Consider the following 19329-nt stretch of genomic DNA (forward strand, 5'->3'; position numbering starts at 1 on the left):
AATTGTTTATCCAAGGAAGGACCGGAATGTCGAATGCACTGAACATTTCCCGCCTGGGCTCCATCCAGGTTTTCAGGGTCGCTTTAGAGACGCTGAGGACGGCACAGAAAACAACGAAAGGTGCTCCGGCATACTCCCGGTACATTAATCGGCCGCTGGGAAGGCCCCTCGCCGCGCTGGCATATGCCTGGAAGATGACACCGAATCAAGTGACGGCGATAAGCGCGGGCCTGACATTTTTCGGCCTGCTGATTGTGGCCGCCACGCCTCCCCGGGCATTTACGTCTCTTGCCGCGGTTTTCCTGCTCATGGCCGGGTACGCGCTCGACTCAGCCGACGGGCAACTGGCCCGCTTGCGCGGCGGGGGTACCTTCGCCGGCGAATGGCTGGATCATGTGGTCGATGCTTTCAAAGCCAATCTCCTGCACATAGCGGTCCTCTTGTGCTGGTGGCAGTTCTACAAGTTGGACGCTGCTTGGTATCTGGTTCCCCTGGCCTACACCGTCGTGTCGTCCGTGTTCTTTTTCGCGGTCATCCTGACGGACCAGTTGCGCCGCCAGCACCGCGGCAGCTCAGCGATGTTCCTTCAGGGGGAGGGGCGCTCGTCCGTGTGGTATTCACTGGCTGTTGTCCCCACCGACTATGGCCTGATGATCGTGGTGTTCGGCCTGCTTTGGCTGCCGCAGGCCTTCATCACTGTCTATGCCGCACTGCTAATCGCGAACATCGTATTTCTCGGCCTGGCCCTCCCGAAGTGGTTCCGGGAAGTACGGGCATTTGCTAAAGCGTAGCCTGGCGGTTTCTGCGCACTTTTCCTCGTCAATTACTAGTTTGGATGTAATGCTATGTACTACAAACCCCAGTGGGACGGGAACTGCGATCGGGAAAATCTCATGGAGCTATCCGACTATTTGAAGGCTTTTCGGGAACGCTGGCTGTTGATCCTGGTCTGCACCCTGGTCGGAGGAGGGCTGGCGGGGCTCATTACTCAGCGCATCCCGCCGACTTACACCGGAGAAGCGACTCTCTTTCTCAAGGTTGATTCCAAGACAGGTTCCCTTTACGAGCGTTCCCAGTTCGGCCTTCAACGGGTGAAGTCGTATCCCGCCGTCGTGCAGAGCCCCGATGTGCTCCTGCCCGTCATGGCGGAGCTCAAACTGGGCGGCTCGCTGGAGGACCTGCAGGCTCGTGTCTCGGCTGCCAACCCGACCAATACGTTCTTCCTGAAGGTGCAGGCCGAGGACAGCTCCGCCGAACAGGCGGCCGCAGTGGCCAACGCGGTCGCCAAGAACCTGGCTGTGCAGGTCGGGGTATTGGAGACGGCCAAAGGCGAAGCTACTTCCGCCGTCTCGCTTGTGCAGACGGTTCCCGCCTCCCCGCCCTCGAGCAGGACCTCTCCAAGCCTGCCGCTGAACGGCGCCTTGGGGGTTCTGATAGGACTCTCGCTGGGGCTCGCGACGGCGGTTCTTGGCAAGCGGTTCGGCCAACGGATCCGCACTGCCGATGACGTTCGAGCGGCCAGCGATCTGCCGGTCCTCGGTGTGTTGAACCGCAAGGGCCGCCGCCAAACTGTCATCCCGTCCCGGCGCCGGTCGGCCCAGGATGAGACCCGGTCCCACCAGGATCTGGTAACCAACCTGCAGCTTGTTGCCGGCGGCAGGCTGCCGAACTTGTTGGTCCTCGTCTCGGAACTCGATTGGCAGGCGCAGTACTCGTTGCGGCAGGAACTGGCCGCGACCCTCGCCAGCACTGGCAGAGCCGTCTGCCTGCTGGAATCGGAGCCGCCGGCCGGCTCAGCGGACGACGCTGCGCTGCCGTCCGGTACCCGTGGCCTGGCAGATCTGCTCAGCGAAAAGTGCGAGTTGGTCGAGGCGCTTACCCCAAGTGCCGATGGCCAATTCCAGATTCTGCCGGCTGGCTCCAAGGCTGCCGCACCCAGCGAATTCGTCACGCAAAAGCGGTTCCCCATGGTGGCCAACAGGCTCCGCGAAAGCTTTGACGTGATTCTGGCGGAGGCCGGTCCGCGTTCGGCTGCACTGAGTCTCGCGATGGTGGCTCCATCTGCGGGCGGTGTTCTGCTGGCCGTGGAGCACGGGACAACCCGCAAGCGCGACCTCGCCCGCCTGCTGGCCGAAGTGAAGGCATTCGGGCTGCGGCCCCTCGGTGTTGTCATGACGTCGGTGCCGGGTTCCCGGCGCGTGCCCGTCACCGACGGATGGCGGTCGGGCGACTTCCGCGATACCGATCTGCAGTTTGAGCTGCAAAGAGTCCACGAGTACCGGTGATGCCGCCGCTGCCCGGCGCCCTCGAGCCGCGGAGAAGCGCCGCGCCGTACATTGTGTGGCTATTGACGCTGGCAAGTGTCGTTTCCTGGCGAAGGGGAGTCTATTTTTCCGGCGGGCTGGATCCCGTGGTGGTCATCAAGGCCGTCGTGGGGCTTGCGGCGCTGGCAGCCGCAGCCTGGAGCTTCCGCCGCGGCCAGGGCAGGCTGCGGGCCGGCGGCCGGACGCTGGCCTTCCTCATGGTCTATGTGTCGGTCTCGGTCCTAGGGGCGATCTCGGACGGCAACGTACCGGCGTCGCTAATACTGACCGTCCGGGTGGTGCTCATCGCCGTAACCATTGTGCTGCTGGCCGGCACGTTCCCTGCCCGAACGCTGTTGCAGTCGCTGCTGGCAATGATGGCCCTGGTGGGGCTGTGCGCGACCGTGTCCGGGCTGGAAACCCTGGGGGTTGAGGGGCGGATCTACGGTGTGTTCCCGCCGTTGAACCCCAACGAAATTTCTCTCCTTTGCGGGTTGCCGGCCCTGGGCGTGGTGCACGAACTGAGTATTGGCAGCATGAAGAACAGGACGGGTCTTCCGCTTCTGGCCGCGTTGCTGGCTGCCGTATGGATGACCGGGTCAAGGACGGGTCTTTTTGCTTTTGCCGTGGCATGCGTGTTGATCCTGCTGCACGCCCGGCGGCTTCGCGTCGGTGCCGGGCTGGCCCTCATCGCGCTGGTCCCCACGGCGTTCTTTGTTGTGACGGAGACCCCGCTGGTTTCAAGCATCCTGGAGCGAGGAGATGCGGCCGGCGCGGACTTGCTGACGCTCAACGCCCGAACGATCGCGTGGGACACCGTGCTCAGTACGCCGCCGGAGACCTGGCAGCGGTGGGTGGGCGCGGGGCTGTCCGTAAAACAAGTAGCCGTGGAGGGCCAGTACTGGCAGGACCAAGTGCTGGACAGCAGCTGGATCTCCGCGCTGGCCCAGGCCGGTGTCATTGGCACCGCGGTACTGGCGGCCTGGTCACTCTCCGCAGTGCTCGGCAGCCTGTCGGCGAGGGGTGTCCGCTCGATCACCACCCCGATCCTGGCCTTCATCCTGATTCGGAGCTTCCTCGAGAACGGCCTCGTCGATTCCAACGTGCCCTTCATCGTTTTCCTGACGGTTTCGCTGCTGGTTGAGCGTGTCAGGACCACGGGCCAGGCTGTCGGACCCGAACAAAAATGGGGCGGATCAGGCCAGCCAGGCCCCCAGGTGCTGCACGCCCGCGTTCCTTTCCAGGGCGGCCGCTACGACCGCCGGTAGGGGCTGCGCGACAGTCGCGTCCCTGGCCGTGACCTCGGAGGTGGGCTGCCAGCCGTTCAGGGCTGGCCGGCCGTCCACTACGAAGTGGGAGGATTCCTGCCCGGTGGCCGACTTGAAGGCTGGGACGGTCGTGAACACGGCGGGATTGCCCGGCCCCCGCGACCACACGACTGCCCACGCTGGGCTGCCGGCCGAGGGGCGCTGGTAGACGTCGCCCTTGGCCGATATCCCGAGTTGTTCGGCGCTGAACTGGTGGGAGTAGTCCTCCACGCAAAGAAGGCAATTGCCGGTCCCGCCGGCAAGTATGTTGTTGCGGACGGCGATCTTGGTGTTGATCCATGTCATCGTCGGGTCGGGGAACGCCTGGCGTGGGTCGTGGCCGGGCAAGGAACGGTTACTGGCCCGGCGGCTGTCCTGGACGATATTCAAGTTCCGGCCATTGCCGCTGACGGTGTTGTTCCACAGGTCCACGTGGCTGGTGTCATTGAGCTTGACGCCGTTGCCCAGATTCCCGGCGATGTAATTGTCGGCGACCAGGAACTTGGCTGAGATCTCCATCGTCAGGCCATGCCCCAGATTGGCGATCGAGTCGTTGCGCGTGATGACACCGTTGTAGACGGATTCGTCCAGCCAGAGCCCGGGGCCGGCGTTGCGCACAAACGAACTGTTGCTGAACTTGACCGTGCGGGAGCGGGTCACTTTGAAGCCGCCTGCTACGGGGGACTGGTTGAACGCTTCCGTGTTGTTTCCGTAGGCCAGCACCGAGGTGGCCTTGAAGTTGTCCGCCGTGCTGGCGCTGCCGCCCAGCATCCCGTTGCGGGCCAGGGTCAGGTTACGGAAGGTGATGTTGGCGCCGACGGCATGGATGCCGGTGCCTGCATTGTCAATGACGGCGACGTTTTCGATCGTGACGCCGTCCTTCTCCGCCGTGACCGCGCCCATATCCGGGATCGACGGCGCATACCGCCGGAACCCAACGCCCCGGACAACGGTGCCCCCGCCTTGGAGGGTCGCAGCCTTGGAAATGTCACTGGCGCGGACGCTGTGACCCGCCGGGTTGCTCCCGACATACAACTTCTTGGCGGCGTAGTCGACGAAGAAGGTCCCCGCTTTGACCTGGTCCAATGCCTGGACCTGGGCGAGGGCTTTCCCGTCGATCCAGACCTGGTCCGGGTGGGCGGCCATCGGGTGCGCGCGGTTAACGAAGGTCCAGTTGGCGGCGCTGCCGTCGGGCGCGCCACGGGTGTATGTGGGGCTCGCATCAAATCGTGCGGTCCAGCCGCTGGCAACCCAGGCATTTCCGCTCGCCACCCAGTTCTGCACCGGGACGCTTCCGTCGAACCACACGGCCTCGTGGGGATACGGCTGAATGATCAATCGCTTATTCGCCGGGACGGTAACGGTCTCGTGGTACTGCCCCTGCCTCAGCACAATCGTCTGTCCGCTGGCGGCCAGGGCAATGGCCCGAGCGACCGTCCGCACGGGGTTGGCCGACGCGCCGGGCGCCGAGTCCGATCCGTTGGGGGAAACGAACAGGGCGCCTGTTGGTACCGGGTACGCCGTCGAACCCACCGTCGGCGAACCTGCCGCGATTCGGGTGCCTGAAAGGTCCATGGCGGGCGGCGGGTCTATGACCGTCACAGCGGCGGATGGCCGCGACCCTGCCGACGCCGCCTGCACCGGCGCCGTCGCCAAGAGCGGGGCGGCCACGATCAGGGTGAGGGCTGCCGCTCCAACGGCGTGACGCCTGACGTGCAGCCGGGAAGAGCCTCGGAATCTGAGGATAGCCATGCGCAGTCCTTTGAGTGGGAATGGTTGAAGGTGAGACCGCAGAACGAGAGACCGTCCGACGATTGTTGCATGGCGGCGGGGCATCCGGAAGAAGCCCAGAGCGCCGAAATCGGGCGGCGAACGGCCTTCAGCACGACGGCGGACGCCCCTGCTGCGGCGTTGTCGGCAATTTTCCCCGCAGGGCCTACGCTGAGTAAATCACGGCGGCTTGAGGCTGGGGAGGAAGCTTTTGAGTTCTGGCGAATGCATGCCTGCGGGGCCCTGGTTGTCGAGGCGCCAGCTAGTGGCTTTGTCTGCGAGCTCTATGCTGCTGCTGCCTGTCTGGGGCTGCGCGCCGTCGAAATCCCAGCCTACCGGCGACAACTACACGATCGAGGGCCTGCTCCGCTCCGCCCCGTTCTTCGTTGCGCACCGGGGTTCCGGAGATAACTGGACCGAGCACACGGCGGCCGCCTACAGCCAGGCGATCGCCGCCGGGTCAACGGCGATCGAAGTCTCGGTCCATGCCACCAGCGACGGAGTGCTTGTCTGCCATCACGATGAGTCGACGCTGCGGCTCACCGGGCAGGACCATCGGATCAAGGATCTGGACTATGCCGCCGTGTCCGCGCTCCGGGCCGATGCGCGCCAATGGCTTGGCCCCGCGGCTCCTCTCGAGCAGATTCCAAAACTCCAGGACGTGCTGGATGCGCACGCAGCCAAACACGTAATTTTCATCGAGGACAAGCAGGGAACGAATACCAAGCACCTGTTGGACCTCATGGACAGCTACCCGCAGCCAACCGAACATTTCGTGTGGAAACAACCAGCCGCCTCGCCGTCGTACCGGGAGGCGCAGGACCGCGGGTACAAGACCTGGGGATATTTCATGGATGGTTCAGGCGGCCAGTTCCAGCGGTACGCCGTCAGGCACGACCTGCTGGGCATCTTCCACAACGCCACTGACGATGAGATCCGGCAGTTGGTCGCTTTCGGTAAACCGACCATCTGCTGGGAGGTGCACACGCGCTGGGTGCGCGAGCGGCTGACGGGCTTGGGGGTCCAGGGCATGATGTGTTCAAACATCCCGTACGTCATGGGAAGCGCCGCGCCGAGAATGGCAGACGCCTTCGGGACGGGCTTGCGCGCGGCAGGGGACCTGCCCTCCAACCTTAATTGGACAGCCCAGCCGCTGATCAAGGCGGAAACCCAATCCGTGCTCCTGGCTAACGACCCGCCGCTCAGCTACTGTCTGGGCTCAATGGCGCCAGCGGCGAGCGGGACGTACACGGTCAACTTCAACATGCGGTGGACTGGAGAACCCTCCGCCGTAGCCCGGGCAGGCCTTGCTTTCGGGCAGCACAGTGACGCTCCCTATGTGCCCACGTCGCCCGGGCCTTCCGGTTACCACGTGACAATGGACGCTTCCGGCGACCTAGCCCTCTTCCGACGGACAGAGGCTGCCTCCGGTAGCACGAAGCTGGCCACCGTCCACACCGTTCCACCGGGTGTCGGTGAATGGATGCAATTCCAGGTGGACGTTTCCCCCGATTCAATCCGAATTGCACGCCTGGACGAAGGCGGGGCTGTCGCTTCTGTCGACGACTCTTCCGAGAAGGGAAGATACTTCTCGCTCTGCAAAAACTACAGCGGTCAACCTGGAGTCGAATTCCGGCACGTGACAGTCAGCCTCGGATAAGCGAGAATCCTGCTAGAAAAGCGGGGGCTGGGCGTCCTGAGTCGGTAACCGACCCCGGTTCTGAGCTATGTGTCGGCGCTATAGGTGCTTAGTCCGCCAGGTCAGAATGATCCTTCCGACCCCATCAGGGAAAGGTAGCTTTAGTGAAAGTACTTTTTGACGGGCACTGGTGGGTCGACGGACCGGCCTCGAACCGGGAAGTCCTCAAGCAAATCGTGCTGACGTGGAGCCGCGACTACGCCGGTGACCAGATTGTGCTGGCGGTGCCGAGGAGGCACGTCGGTGCCGTGCGGAACGAGCTTGGCAAGGACGTCCAGGTGGTCCCGACGCGGCTTTCCCCGCACGGTGTCAGTGCGATTCTTGAACTCCCGCTCCTGAACCTGCGGCATAAAGCCGACGTGATGATCGCACACAACTTCGCCCCTGCATTTGGCCCGTCCGTTGTTTTTGTCCACGATTTCCTGTTTTTGACCAATCCCGAATGGTTCACATTTGCGGAGCGGCGGTACTTCGGATTTATGCCGCTGTTGGACCGCCGCGCAAAGATGATTTTCACGTCGTCGAAGAACGAGGCACAGAGGATCCGGCGGTTTTCGACGAAGGGTAAGCCGGTCCATCCGATCGGGCTCGGCGCCAACACAGGGGTTATTCATGCCGCCCCCCGGCCGGTTACTGAGTTGGCCGGGGTCCGCGGGTTCATCCTGTCCGTTGGCCGGCTCAACATCCGCAAGAACCTGGGCATGACCTTGGACGCCGCACTCGAATCCGGCCGGATCTCGGCGCAGTACCCGCTGGTGGTCGTGGGCGCTGAATCCGGCAAGGTTGCGGAGTTTTCGCCACGGCTACGCGAGGCCGTCGAGTCGGGGGCGATCCGCTTCCTCGGATACACCTCCAACGAGGAGTTGGCCTGGCTGTACTCCCGGGCGGATGCCTTTGTGTTCCTGTCCCTGGACGAAGGATTCGGAATGCCGCTCTTGGAGGCCCTTTCCTTCGGGACCAAGGTCTTGGCAAGCGACATCCCGGTGTTCAGGGAGATCATGGGTGAAGCCGCAGTGTTCGTCGATCCCACCAACCTGGCCGCCGCATCCGCGGGCATCAGATCGGTCCTCGACGCGGAACCTGACCCGGCCAGCACGTCGAGGGTGCTGGAGAAATACTCCTGGGCCGGCACTGTGCGGCGGATGCGGCAGCACCTCCGCGCCGCCAGCGAAGATCTGCCCCGGCCCGGCGCTGATTCGCCGCCACGTCCGGCTCCTGCCGGGTAACTCTTCGGTAAAGGCCCGCCGTACACGGGGCCCGCGGCAGGTCTGGCTGGATACCCTGAGTGGGTTAGCTGCAGTCTCCGGGGAACGGGCTACGTCCATCAGCCGCCCGTCAACCTAGGATTTCCGTGGCCTTTGCAGAGTACGAAGTCGTGATCCAGCGCGACGCGATGAGCGTTTACAACTTCCTGCTGGACCCCCGCAATCTGCCCTCCTGGCGGCCCGGAATCCGCGGCGTCACGCTCATCTCCGGGGCGTCCGGCTCCAAGGGCGCGGTCTATCGTCCCCTGTTTGCCGGAGCCGGAGGGCCCGAAGACGCGGACTTCGCATTGACCGCTACCCGCCCCGGCGCTGAGATCGAGTTTGAGGTCGTGTCCGGACCGGTCCGTCCGCACGGCGGTTACTACCTCAGCACGGAGAGCGACAGCACACGGGTACGCTTTGCCCTGCGGTGCCGGCCGGGCCTGGCCGTGCTCCTGAGGTACCCCAGCATCCAGCGGGCCCTGAAGGCTCAAGTCGCTGAGCTGCAACAGCTCAAATCCGTGCTGGAGCTGGAACACGTCCAGGAAGCAGCCTAGCCGCCGTCGCGGTAACAGTTGCCGCACACAGCCCGGCCGGCATTTCCTGGGGTACTTTTGATCCTGTGCTGATCTCTGACCGCGACATTCGTACCGAAATCGATTCCCAGCGGATTGTGCTGGAGCCGTTCGACCCCGACATGGTCCAACCATCGTCGGTGGACGTCCGGATCGACCGCTTTTTCCGGCTCTTCGATAACCACAAATACGCGCACATCGACCCGTCCGAGGACCAGCCCGAGCTGACCCGACTGGTGGAGGTCGACGCGGGGGAGCCGTTCATCCTGCACCCCGGCGAGTTCGTGCTCGGCTCCACCTACGAGACCGTCACGCTGCCGGACGACATCGCGGCCCGGCTCGAGGGCAAGTCCTCGCTGGGCCGCCTTGGCCTGCTGACGCACTCGACGGCAGGGTTTATCGACCCGGGCTTCTCCGGACACGTCACCCTGGAACTTTCCAACATGGCCACGCTGCCCATCAAACTGTGGCCGGGCATGAAGATCGGGCAGCTGTGCTTTTTCCGGCTCACCTCGGCCGCCGAGCACCCGTACGGTTCCGGCGAGTACGGTAACCGCTACCAGGGCCAGCGCGGCCCGACGGCGAGCCGCAGCCACCTGAACTTCCACCGCACCGAAATCTAGGCAGTCCGGAACGGCCTCAGCTGACGGGCCGGACCGGGACGGGCGTCCGTTTGGCCGGCCGGCGCAGCATCCGCACGACCGGCTCCACGAACCGGGCCGCCAGCGGGCCCATCACGGCCATGATCAGCACGTAGGCGGTGGCGAGTGCCGCGAGCTGGTGTGGCACGACGCCGGACGCCACCGCGAGCCCGGCGATCACAATCGAGAACTCTCCACGGGCGATCAGGGCCGCCCCGGCACGGAAGCGGCCGGGCAGCGCGATCCCGGCCCGCTTGGCAGCCCAGACCCCGGTAATCATCTTGGTCGCCGCCGTCAGCACGGCAAGGATCAGGGCCCAGCCGAGCACCGGCGGGATGGACGTGGGGTCAGTGTTGAGGCCGAAGACCACAAAGAAGATCGCCGCGAAGAGGTCCCGCAGGGGTTCGAGGATCCGGGTGGCGCTGTGGGCCGTGGCACCGGAGATCGCAATTCCGAGCATGAACGCGCCGACCGCCGCGGAGACCTGCATGGCGGCGGCCAGACCGGCGACGAGCAGCGCAGCGCCGAGCAGGTTGAGCAGGAAGACCTCGGAGTTCTCACTGTGCACGGCCTTGGACACGTGGTGCCCGTGGCGCAGGGCGACCACCAGCACAAGCGTGACGACAGCGAGGGAGATCCCCACGGTCTGCAGGCCCACCAGGAAGCTGACACCGGCAAGGGTGGCCGTCAGGATCGGCAGGTAGACGGCCATCGCCAGGTCTTCGAACACCAGGATGGAAAGGATCACCGGCGTCTCGCGGTTACCGATCCGGCCGAGGTCAGTGATCACCTTCGCCGCGATCCCGGACGAGGAGATGTACGTGACGCCGCCCATCACCATCGCCCCCACCAGCCCCCAGCCCAGGAGCAGCGCCAGACCCGCACCCGGCAGGAAGTTCAGCACAAGGTCCAGCACGCCGGCCTGCCAGGAGCGCCGCAGCCCGGTCACGAGTTCGGACGCCGTATATTCCAAGCCGAGCATAAGTAGCAGGAGGATGACGCCGATCTCGCTGGAAAGATGTGCGAACTCGTGCATCCCTTCCAGCTTGACCAGGCCTCCGGCGCCGAAGAACAAGCCGCCGACGAGGTACAGCGGGATGGGGGACATGCCGATCCGCCCGGCCAGCCTGGCCAGCAGGCCAAGGCAGAACACGACGGCCCCCAGTTCGATGAGGGTCAGGGCGAGCGGATCCATGCCGCTTATCCGTTGCGCAGGATGCTGGCTGCCGTGTCCAGACCTTCTTGCGTGCCCACGGCGACGAGCAGGTCGCCGGGGTGCAGGACGACGTCGGGGCCGGGCGAGGGGAGGACTTCACCCTCGCGCATGATGGCCACGATCGAGGCACCGCTGCGGGTCCGGATGCAGGCCTTGCCCATCGGCTGGTTTTGGAAGGGGGAGTCCGCGCCGATGGAGAACTGCCGGGTGACGATCCCGGGAATTTCCCGGTGCGCCTCGGAGAGCTGCATGGCCAGGCGCTGTCCGCCCAACAGGTTGCCGAGGGCGGCGGCCTCGTCGGCGGTCAGCGGGATGGAGGCCTGGCAGGTGTCCGGATCGTCCCAGGTCGAGACGATCAGCTCGGTCTGGCCTTCGCGGTACTCGACGACGCCGATCCGGCGTCCGGATGCGGTCATGAAGTCCTTGCGCCGGCCCAGGCCGGGAAGGTCTGTCTCATCCACGTTCATGCCTCCAGCCTAATGTGCCGGTGCAGTTTTGGGGCAGGTTCAGGCCCCGGGCACGACGGCGATTTCCGTCCGTCCCGGCGGCTTGACGGGCAGCATCACCAGCAGCCCGGCCAATAGGACCACCATGATGCCGAGAATTCCCCAGCGCTGCGCTTCGCCGGGGGCAACCAAGGGCGTCGCGACCGTGATGCACAGGGTGAAGAGCGCCGGCGCCAGAAAGCTGACGGCCCGGCCGGTCGTGGCGTAGAGGCCGAAGAGCTCGCCCGATTCACCGTGCGGGGCGAGCCGGGCCAGGTAGGCACGGGAGGAGGACTGGGCCGGCCCCACGAAGAGGCACAGGAACAGGCCGAACACCCAGAACGTCGTGCTGCCCGCCCAGTCCATACCGAAGAAGGAATAGCTTCCGTTCCCCAGCGCAAGGAGCACGCTTCCCGCAATGAGCAGGCCCACGAGCGAGCCGATGATGACCGCCTTGGGCCCCACACGGTCGTCCAGGAAGCCGCCCAGCAGCGCGCCCACCGCGGCGACGACGTTGCCGAAGATGGCGAAGAAGATGACCTGCTTGAGTTCGAAGCCGAAGGTGCCGGCAGCGATGATCCCGCCGAAGGTGAAGACCGCAGCCAGCCCGTCGCGGAAGATGGCGCTGGCCAGCAGGAAGAAGATGGTGTGCGGGCTGGTCCGGTAGATGGCGCGGATGCGGCGCACGAGCAGGGCGTAGGAGGCGAAGAAACCCAGCCGGGAGCCCCGGGCCTTGGGCACTTCCGGAACCGCGAGCATCACCGGGATCGCGAAGATGAGGAGCCAGAGCGCGGAGAACACAGCCACGAGGCGGATGTTCAGGCTCTCCTCGGTGGAGGCGCCGAACCATTCAATGCTGGGCTGGACGAAGAGCTGCAGCACGATCAGCAGCGCCACGATGCCGCCGAGGTAGCCGGAGGCCCAGCCGAATCCGCTGATCTTGCCGATGTTGGCGGGCGTGGAGATCTGGGCGAGCATGGCGTTGTAGTTCACTCCGGCAAATTCGAAGAACACGTTGCCAAGCGCAATCAGCGTGACGCCGAGGAGCAGGAATTCGGGGCGCGGGAAAACGAAGAAGCAGAGTCCGGTCAGGAGTGCGACGGCGGCGGTGTTGACGCCGAGCCACAGCTTGCGGCGGCCTCCGCTGTCCGAGCGCTGGCCGGTGACCGGGGCCAGCAGTGCGATGGCCGCCCCCGCGAAGGCCAGGGCGGAGCCGAGGACCGCCGAAGCTTGGTCTTCGCCGCCGAAGGCCTTGGAGGTCAGGTAGACGGTGAAGACGAAGGTGGTCATCACCGCGTTGAAGGCCGCGGACCCCCAGTCCCAGGCGGCCCAGGCCACCACCCGGCCCTTGCCGGTGGCGTGGCTGCCGGACTCGAGTTCCGAGGCCGGACGCATGGCCTCGGGGGCGCTGGCAGAGTTCATAGCCCGATGTTAGCCGTCCGTGGCATGCCGGCGGCGGAGAAACGGGCCGGCAACGACCGCTTCTTCTGCGCTTGGCTCTCGCACCGCGGTTTGCCGGGCCGGTACCTTCTGGGGCACGTCACGGAAAAACAATTTGTGCACGCTTGGTAAACTAGCCGCACCGAACCTAACCAATGCCCCGCCTGCTCCAACTTTTGACAATCGAATTCCTGACGTTGCGGAGATTCCAGTGATCACAGTCCTTGCCGTTCACTTCGCGGTGGCTGCTGTGGCGCCGTTCCTCTTCCGCAGGCTGGGCCGGAACGCGTTCTTCGCCTTGGCGGCGGTGCCGGCAGGTTCCTTCGCCTGGCTGCTTCTGCAGCATGGCGCGGTGTATTCGGACGGCGGGGCCACCTCCGTCACCCTTCCGTGGATTCCGGACCTTCGGCTGGAGCTGGCCTTCCGGATCGATGCCCTGGCCTGGGTGATGTCCCTGCTGGTGCTGGGCGTCGGTGCGCTGGTCCTGGTCTACTGTGCCCGGTACTTCAAGAACAAGGACAGCTACCTCGGCGGCTTCGGCGCCCAGCTGCTGGCCTTCGCCGGGGCAATGTTCGGCCTGGTCACCGCCGATGACCTGCTCTTGATGTTCATCTTCTGGGAACTGACCACGGTGCTGTCCTACCTGCTGATCGGCTACGCCCGCACCAGGTTGTCGGCCCGGCGCTCGGCGCTGCAGGCGCTTGTCGTCACCACCGCAGGCGGCCTGGCCATGCTGGTGGGACTGATCATGCTGGGCTCCACCGCGGGGACCTACCGGATCTCCGCCATCCTGCAGGCGGCCCCGGAACTGGTGGCCGGGCCGGCAGCGGCCGCTGTGGCCGCCGCCGTCGTGCTGGTCCTGGCCGGCGCGATCACCAAGTCCGCGCTGGTCCCGTTCCACTTCTGGCTTCCCGGAGCGATGGCGGCGCCCACGCCGGTGAGCGCCTACCTGCACGCGGCCGCCATGGTGAAGGCCGGCATCTACCTTGTCGCCAGGCTCGCCCCCGGGTTCGCCGAGACGGCGTTCTGGCTCCCGGTGGTGCTGGGCCTGGGACTGGCCACCATGCTGGTGGGCGGTTACCGCGCCCTGCGCCAGACCGACATCAAGCTCATCCTCGCCTACGGCACGGTCAGCCAGCTCGGCTTCCTGACCATGGTGGTGGGGCTCGGCAAGCCCGACGCGGCCCTCGCAGGCCTGGCCCTGCTGCTGGCCCACGGCCTCTTCAAGGCCACCTTGTTCCTGGTGGTCGGCATCATCGATCACCAGGCCGGAACGCGCGACATCCGCAAGCTCTCCGGGGTGTACCGTTCCTCCCGCGCCCTAGCCATAGTGGCGGCCATCGGTGCGGCCTCGATGGCCGGTGTACCGCCGCTGGCAGGCTTCGTGGCCAAGGAATCCGTCTTCGAGGCCTTCGTGCACCATGCCGGCGTCGGGCCCCGGGGCCCGGTGATCCTGGTGGGCCTGGTGCTGGGCTCGATCCTGACCTTCGCCTACAGCGCACGTTTCATGTGGGGCGCCTTCGCGGTCAAAGCCGGTGTGCCGGCCACGCGTTTCAAGGCCGTCAAGCCGTCGTTCCTGGCCGCTCCGGCCCTGCTGAGCCTGCTGACGGTTCTCTATGGCGCGTGGCCGGACCCGGTTGACGGCTGGATCCAGCCCTACGCCGCACTGTTCGCCGGCCACGAGGGCGCGGAGTCCGATGCCGCAGGCCACCTCGCGCTGTGGCACGGCTTCACCCCTGCGCTGGGCCTGACCGCGATCACCTTCGCCCTGGGGCTGGCAATGTTCTACGGCCGCAACGCTGTTTCCCGCGTCCAGGCCATGGTGCCCGGCTGGATCGACGGCGACCGCAGCTACCAGCGCACCATCGGGGCCCTCGACGACGCCGCCGTCTGGGTCACCGGCCGCACCCAGCGAGGCTCGCTCTTCTTCTACCTAGCCGTCATCCTGACGGTCGCCTTCGCGCTGCCACTCACGGCGATGCTGCTGGCCAATAAGCCGCTGCCCGCCACGCTGTACTTCATCGACCCCGGTTCGCCGCTGCAGCTCGTTGCCGGCGCCGGGATCGTGATCGGCGCGCTCGCCGCGGTGCGTGCCAACAAGCGTTTCCTGGCCGTGCTGATGGTTTCTGTCACCGGCTACGGGATCGCGTTGATGTTCGCGTTGCAGGGTGCCCCGGACCTGGCCCTGACCCAGATGCTGGTGGAAACCATCATCCTGGTGGCCTTTGTCCTCGCCATGCGGAGCCTGCCGGCGGAGCTGCGGGACCGTACCGGCGGCAAGTACCGGGTCATCCGGGTGATCATCGGCGCGGCGTTCGGCCTCACGATGGTCTTCGTGGCGATCTATGCCCTGGGGTCCCGCGTCGCCACCCCGGTCTCGCTGGATTTCCCGCGCCTGGCCTACGAGGGCGGCGGGGGGCTGAACGTCGTCAACGTCACGCTCGTGGACATCCGGGCCTGGGATACCTTCGGCGAGATCTCCGTCCTGGCGCTCGCCGCCACCGGCGTTGCCAGCCTGATCTTCGTCCGCGGCCGCGGCGACCGTATCGGGCCCTCGGCCTCCGTGGCGGAGGGTACCGTGGGCCGCCGGACTGACCGGCCCGCCCACACCAGGGACAACGCGGCGCTCGCCATGAGCCGGCGGTTTGCCGCGTCGACGCGCGATGCCTGGCTCGTGGCCGGACGGACCATGGCCCCGGAGCGGCGCTCGATCATTTTTGAGGTGGTTACCCGGCTGATCTTCCACTCGATGATCGTCTTCTCCATCTACCTGCTGCTCGCGGGCCACAACCTTCCCGGCGGCGGTTTCGCCGGCGGGCTCACGGCGGGCCTGGCCCTCACCATCCGCTATCTCGCCGGGGGCCGGTTCGAACTGCGCGAAGCCACCCCGGTCAGCGCCGGCGCCCTGCTGGGCATAGGCCTCGCGACCGCCGCGGCTTCCGGCGTCGCGCCGCTGCTGCTTGGCGGCCAGGTCTTTCAAAGTGCCATTATCGAACTCTGGCTGCCGGTCTTCGGTGACATCAAGTTCGTCACGTCCACCATCTTCGACATCGGCGTGTACATCGTCGTCGTCGGCCTGGCCCTGGACGTGCTGCGCAGCCTCGGCGCTGAAATCGACGAGCATTTCGAGGAACAGCCAAAGGAACAGCCGGAAGGGCAGCCCGCGGAGGAATCCGCGCAGCCGTCCGAAATCGGGGAAGCCGACGGCGCCCCGGCCGAAACCACCGCCAAGGGGAACGCATGAGCGTCAATCTGACCCTGCTGACGGTGATGGGAGCCCTGTACGCCTGCGGCATCTACCTGATCCTGGAACGCAGCCTCACGCGGGTCCTGCTGGGCCTGATGCTGCTCGCCAACGCCACCAACCTGCTGATCCTGGCCACCGGCGGCTATGCGGGCCTCGCCCCGCTGTTCAACAAGGACACGGCCGCCGGGGACTACAGCGACCCGCTCCCGCAGGCGCTGATCCTGACCTCAATCGTGATCTCCTTCGCCGTCACGGCCTTCATGCTGGGCATCATCTACCGCACCTGGGTGCTGGCCCGGCAGGACGACATCCAGGACGACGCCGAGGACCGCCGGGTGGCCGAGACCCCCAGCTTCGACGCCGAGGACGATGCCGTCATTCCCGCGGAGACCTCGGAATTCCCGCTGGTGGCGGCCGATCCGGCGGAAGCCGACGTTGCCCCGGATCCGACCGACACCGTGCAGGCCGGTGCCCGCCGGATGCCGGCCGTCGACGCCGCCGCCGAAGAGCAGCCCGGTTCCCGCAACATCACCCCCGCCCCGGAAGGAGGGACCGAGTGAACATCGCAAGCTTTGCCCCGCTCGCCGTCGTCCTCCCCATCCTCGGGGCCGCCCTGACCTTCCTGCTGATCCGGCAACCACGGGCGCAACGGACCGTCAGCATAGCCCTCCTCTCGCTGACCCTGCTGCTTGAATGCCTGCTGCTTGCCTCCGTCTGGCAGGGCGGCACGGCGGCGGTCAACATCGGCGGCTGGCTGCCTCCCTGGGGCATCGTGATGGTGGTGGACCAGTTCTCCTCGCTCATGCTGGTGGTGTCCTCCACCGTCAGCCTCGCCGTGCTGGTCTACGCCACCGGGCAGGGCATGGCCGACGGCGACAGCGACGCCCCCGTGTCGATCTTCCACCCCACCTATTTGATCCTGGTGGCGGGAGTGTCCAACGCCTTCCTCTCCGGGGATCTCTTCAATCTCTATGTGGGCTTCGAGATCCTGCTGACTGCCAGCTACGTCCTGATGACCCTCGGCGGGACGGGCCCGCGGATCCGGGCCGGCGTGACCTACGTGGTGGTCTCGGTGGTCTCCTCGGTCCTCTTCCTGATCGCGATCGCCATGATCTACGGCGCCACCGGGACCATCAACATGGCGGACCTGGCGGTCAAGCTGGTCGACCTGGACCAGGGCACCCGGAACCTCCTGCATGTGCTGCTGCTCGTGGCATTCGGCATCAAGGCCGCCGTCTTCCCGCTGAGTTTCTGGCTCCCGGACTCCTATCCCACCGCACCCGCCCCGGTCACGGCCGTGTTCGCCGGGCTGCTTACCAAGGTGGGTGTGTACGCGATGGTCCGCACCGAGACCCTGCTCTTTCCCGGGGACACGTTCAACACCCCGCTGATGGTTGCGGCCCTCCTGACCATGGTGGTGGGGATTTTGGGCGCCCTGGCGCAAAGCGACATCAAGCGACTTCTCTCCTTCACCCTGGTCAGCCACATCGGCTACATGGTGTTCGGCCTGGCGATGTCCTCCGTGGCGGGCCTGGGAGCCGCTGTGTTCTACGTGGCGCACCACATCACCATCCAGACCAGCCTGTTCCTGGTGACCGGCCTGATTGAGCGCCGGGCCGGGAGTTCCTCGGTGGACCGGATCGCCGGGCTGGCGAAGCTTTCGCCGCTGCTGGCCGTGCTGTTCTTCGTGCCCGCCATGAACCTGGCCGGAATCCCCCCGTTATCCGGCTTCCTGGGCAAACTCGGCCTGCTGCAGGCCGGCGTCTCCCTGGGGACCCCGCTGGCCTACGCGCTCGTGGCCGGCGGCGTGCTGACCAGCCTGCTGACCCTGCTGGCCATCGCCCGGGTCTGGAACCGTGCCTTCTGGCGCAAGCCCGAGGATGCCGAACATCCCGACCCCGTCCTGCTCGCCGCTCCCGCCGACGCGGCCACCGGCGACCGCGCGGGCCAGCGTAATGTGACGCTGCTGCCGCGGACCATGGTGGGTTCCACCCTGGGCCTGGTGCTGTTCGGGGTGGCGCTGACGGTGTTCGCCGGGCCGCTCTTCCGGGTTGCCGGGCAGTCCGCCGAGGAGATGTTGAACCGTTCCGCCTACATCCACGCCGTGCTCGGGGACGAGGCGCCGGTTCCGCCGATCGCCCAACCGCTGCGGCAGGAGGGCGGGAAATGACGCGCAAGAGGATCTCGCTGCGCCAGGAATTGCCCCTGCTGGTCTGGCTCGTCATCGTCTGGGGTGCACTCTGGCAGGACTTCAGCGCCGGCAACCTGCTCTTTGGCGCCTTGATCGCGGTGGTGGTGGCCCGGCTGTTCTACCTGCCGCCGGTGGAGCTGGGCGGCCGCTTCAATGTGCTGCGCGCCGTACCGTTCGCCGTGGTTTTCCTGGGCAAGGTGGTGGCTGCCAGCTTCCAGGTCCTGTATCTGGCCGTGGTGCGCGGGCCCAAGGTGATCAGCGCCGTCGTCGCCGTCCCGCTCCGCAGCCACTCCGACCTGCTGGTGACCGCTACGGGACACGTCATCTCGCTGATCCCGGGGTCCGTAGTGGTGGAGGTGGACAGGTCCACGTCCACGCTCTACATCCACGGCATCAACGTCCGCGACGCCGAGGACGCGGACAAGCTCCGCAAGGAGGTCCGCGACACCGAGGCCGGGCTGATCAGGATCATGGGCACCAAGGCCGAGCTGTCCGCACTCGAGCAGGAGGTTGGCGCATGATGCCGCTGGTGTTGACGATTACCGCTGTGGTGCTCTCGCTCGCCGCGGGCGGCGCGATCATCCGCATCGCGCGCGGGCCCTCGCTGCTGGACCGGGTGCTGGCCGCCGATGTGCTGCTGGCCATCCTGGGCGCGGCACTGTGCATCGACATGGCCGTAAACCGGCACCTGAACAACCTGATGCTGCTGGTGTCCATCTCGATCATCGGCTTTGTCGGGTCGGTGACGGTGGCCCGTTTCGTGGCAGACCGGAGGAAGCCAAATGAGTCCTGAGGCGATGTCCGCCGACGCCGTGATCGACGCCGTCTCCGCAGTGTTCATGGTGGTGGGGGCGCTGATGTCCCTCGGCGCCGCGATCGGCCTGCTGCGGTTCCCGGACCTCATGAGCCGGATGCACGCCGCCACCAAGCCGCAGGTGCTGGGATTGTTCCTGCTGCTCTGCGCGGTGGGGCTGCAGTTGCGCACCTGGTGGGTATGGCCCGTACTCCTGGTGGCCTGGATCTTCCAGCTGCTCACGGTGCCGGTCTCGGCGCACATGGTGGGCCGCGCCGGCTACCGCACCAAGCACCTGCACCCGGAACTGCTCAGCGCCGACGAGCTGGAAGCCGTCGTCCAGCAGGCGGCGGGCAAAAAAGGCTTCACCGACGACGAGTGAGGTTCCCGGCCGCGGGCAGTCCGCCCGCATGGCGGT

General features: G+C 66.1%; 17 protein-coding genes. 13 read left to right on the forward strand and 4 right to left on the reverse strand.

All coding sequences use genetic code 11. The features are described 5' to 3' along the window. Positions 1–26: 26 nt before the first annotated feature. From AC1DNC_RS07545 to AC1DNC_RS07555, 3 genes are read left to right on the forward strand one after another with little or no spacing between them, the layout of a single operon-like run. Entirely contained in the window at positions 27–791 is a 765-nt protein-coding gene (locus AC1DNC_RS07545; protein ID WP_476861948.1) for a CDP-alcohol phosphatidyltransferase family protein, read from the forward strand. 54 nt (positions 792–845) lie between these two features. Beyond that, positions 846–2285, forward strand: a complete 1440-nt coding sequence (locus tag AC1DNC_RS07550; protein ID WP_476861949.1) for a Wzz/FepE/Etk N-terminal domain-containing protein — start codon at positions 846–848, stop codon at positions 2283–2285. Beyond that, a complete protein-coding gene (locus AC1DNC_RS07555) occupies positions 2285–3571 on the forward strand; it encodes an O-antigen ligase family protein (protein ID WP_476862614.1) in 1287 nt (428 codons plus the stop codon). Before AC1DNC_RS07550 ends, AC1DNC_RS07555 begins: the two co-directional genes overlap by 1 nt. On the opposite strand, the gene AC1DNC_RS07560 is transcribed toward AC1DNC_RS07555, so the two are convergent. Beyond that, positions 3500–5362: a right-handed parallel beta-helix repeat-containing protein gene (locus AC1DNC_RS07560; protein WP_476861950.1), complete on the reverse strand. Its 1863-nt coding sequence runs from the start codon at positions 5360–5362 to the stop codon at positions 3500–3502. The genes AC1DNC_RS07555 and AC1DNC_RS07560 overlap by 72 nt on opposite strands. Positions 5363–5666: 304 nt before the next feature. On the opposite strand from AC1DNC_RS07560, the gene AC1DNC_RS07565 reads away from it, so the two are divergent. The 4 genes from AC1DNC_RS07565 to dcd all read left to right on the forward strand — a co-directional run bounded on the left by AC1DNC_RS07565 (position 5667) and on the right by dcd (position 9521). Continuing rightward, positions 5667–7040 carry a glycerophosphodiester phosphodiesterase gene (locus AC1DNC_RS07565; protein ID WP_476861951.1) on the forward strand — a complete coding sequence of 458 codons (1374 nt, stop codon included), beginning with the start codon at positions 5667–5669 and terminating at the stop codon, positions 7038–7040. 143 nt (positions 7041–7183) lie between these two features. Next, a complete protein-coding gene (locus AC1DNC_RS07570; protein WP_476861952.1) occupies positions 7184–8305 on the forward strand; it encodes a glycosyltransferase family 4 protein in 1122 nt (373 codons plus the stop codon). Between the two features lie 125 nt (positions 8306–8430). Next, positions 8431–8880 carry an SRPBCC family protein gene (locus tag AC1DNC_RS07575; RefSeq protein WP_476861953.1) on the forward strand — a complete coding sequence of 150 codons (450 nt, stop codon included), beginning with the start codon at positions 8431–8433 and terminating at the stop codon, positions 8878–8880. A gap of 65 nt (positions 8881–8945) precedes the next feature. Then, positions 8946–9521, forward strand: a complete 576-nt coding sequence (gene dcd / locus AC1DNC_RS07580) for a dCTP deaminase (RefSeq protein WP_476861954.1) — start codon at positions 8946–8948, stop codon at positions 9519–9521. Positions 9522–9537: 16 nt separating this feature from the next. Here dcd and AC1DNC_RS07585 read toward each other — a convergent pair whose 3' ends face one another. The 3 genes from AC1DNC_RS07585 to AC1DNC_RS07595 are packed head-to-tail and all read right to left on the reverse strand — an operon-like array spanning position 9538 to position 12662. Further along, positions 9538–10734: a cation:proton antiporter gene (locus tag AC1DNC_RS07585; RefSeq protein WP_476861955.1), complete on the reverse strand. Its 1197-nt coding sequence runs from the start codon at positions 10732–10734 to the stop codon at positions 9538–9540. Between the two features lie 5 nt (positions 10735–10739). Further along, entirely contained in the window at positions 10740–11222 is a 483-nt protein-coding gene (locus AC1DNC_RS07590) for a cation:proton antiporter regulatory subunit (RefSeq protein ID WP_476861956.1), read from the reverse strand. A 39-nt stretch (positions 11223–11261) separates the two neighbouring features. Then, on the reverse strand, positions 11262–12662 hold the full coding sequence (locus tag AC1DNC_RS07595) for an MFS transporter (RefSeq protein WP_476861957.1): 1401 nt from the start codon (positions 12660–12662) through the stop codon (positions 11262–11264). Between the two features lie 229 nt (positions 12663–12891). Here AC1DNC_RS07595 and AC1DNC_RS07600 point away from each other — a divergent pair, with 229 nt between their 5' ends. From AC1DNC_RS07600 to mnhG, 6 genes are read left to right on the forward strand one after another with little or no spacing between them, the layout of a single operon-like run. Beyond that, complete coding sequence (locus AC1DNC_RS07600) at positions 12892–15924, forward strand: Na+/H+ antiporter subunit A (RefSeq protein ID WP_476861958.1); 3033 nt, start codon at positions 12892–12894, stop codon at positions 15922–15924. Next, positions 15921–16487 carry a Na(+)/H(+) antiporter subunit C gene (locus tag AC1DNC_RS07605; RefSeq protein WP_476861959.1) on the forward strand — a complete coding sequence of 189 codons (567 nt, stop codon included), beginning with the start codon at positions 15921–15923 and terminating at the stop codon, positions 16485–16487. Before AC1DNC_RS07600 ends, AC1DNC_RS07605 begins: the two co-directional genes overlap by 4 nt. Continuing rightward, complete coding sequence (locus tag AC1DNC_RS07610) at positions 16484–18097, forward strand: Na+/H+ antiporter subunit D (RefSeq protein ID WP_476861960.1); 1614 nt, start codon at positions 16484–16486, stop codon at positions 18095–18097. Before AC1DNC_RS07605 ends, AC1DNC_RS07610 begins: the two co-directional genes overlap by 4 nt. Beyond that, positions 18094–18639: a Na+/H+ antiporter subunit E gene (locus AC1DNC_RS07615; protein WP_476861961.1), complete on the forward strand. Its 546-nt coding sequence runs from the start codon at positions 18094–18096 to the stop codon at positions 18637–18639. Before AC1DNC_RS07610 ends, AC1DNC_RS07615 begins: the two co-directional genes overlap by 4 nt. Continuing rightward, complete coding sequence (locus tag AC1DNC_RS07620; protein WP_476861962.1) at positions 18636–18911, forward strand: MrpF/PhaF family protein; 276 nt, start codon at positions 18636–18638, stop codon at positions 18909–18911. The genes AC1DNC_RS07615 and AC1DNC_RS07620 overlap by 4 nt, the downstream gene beginning before the upstream one ends. Next, positions 18901–19293, forward strand: a complete 393-nt coding sequence (mnhG, locus tag AC1DNC_RS07625; protein ID WP_476861963.1) for a monovalent cation/H(+) antiporter subunit G — start codon at positions 18901–18903, stop codon at positions 19291–19293. Before AC1DNC_RS07620 ends, mnhG begins: the two co-directional genes overlap by 11 nt. Positions 19294–19329: the final 36 nt, after the last annotated feature.

This window comes from Arthrobacter sp. 01N442, assembly GCF_056399345.1.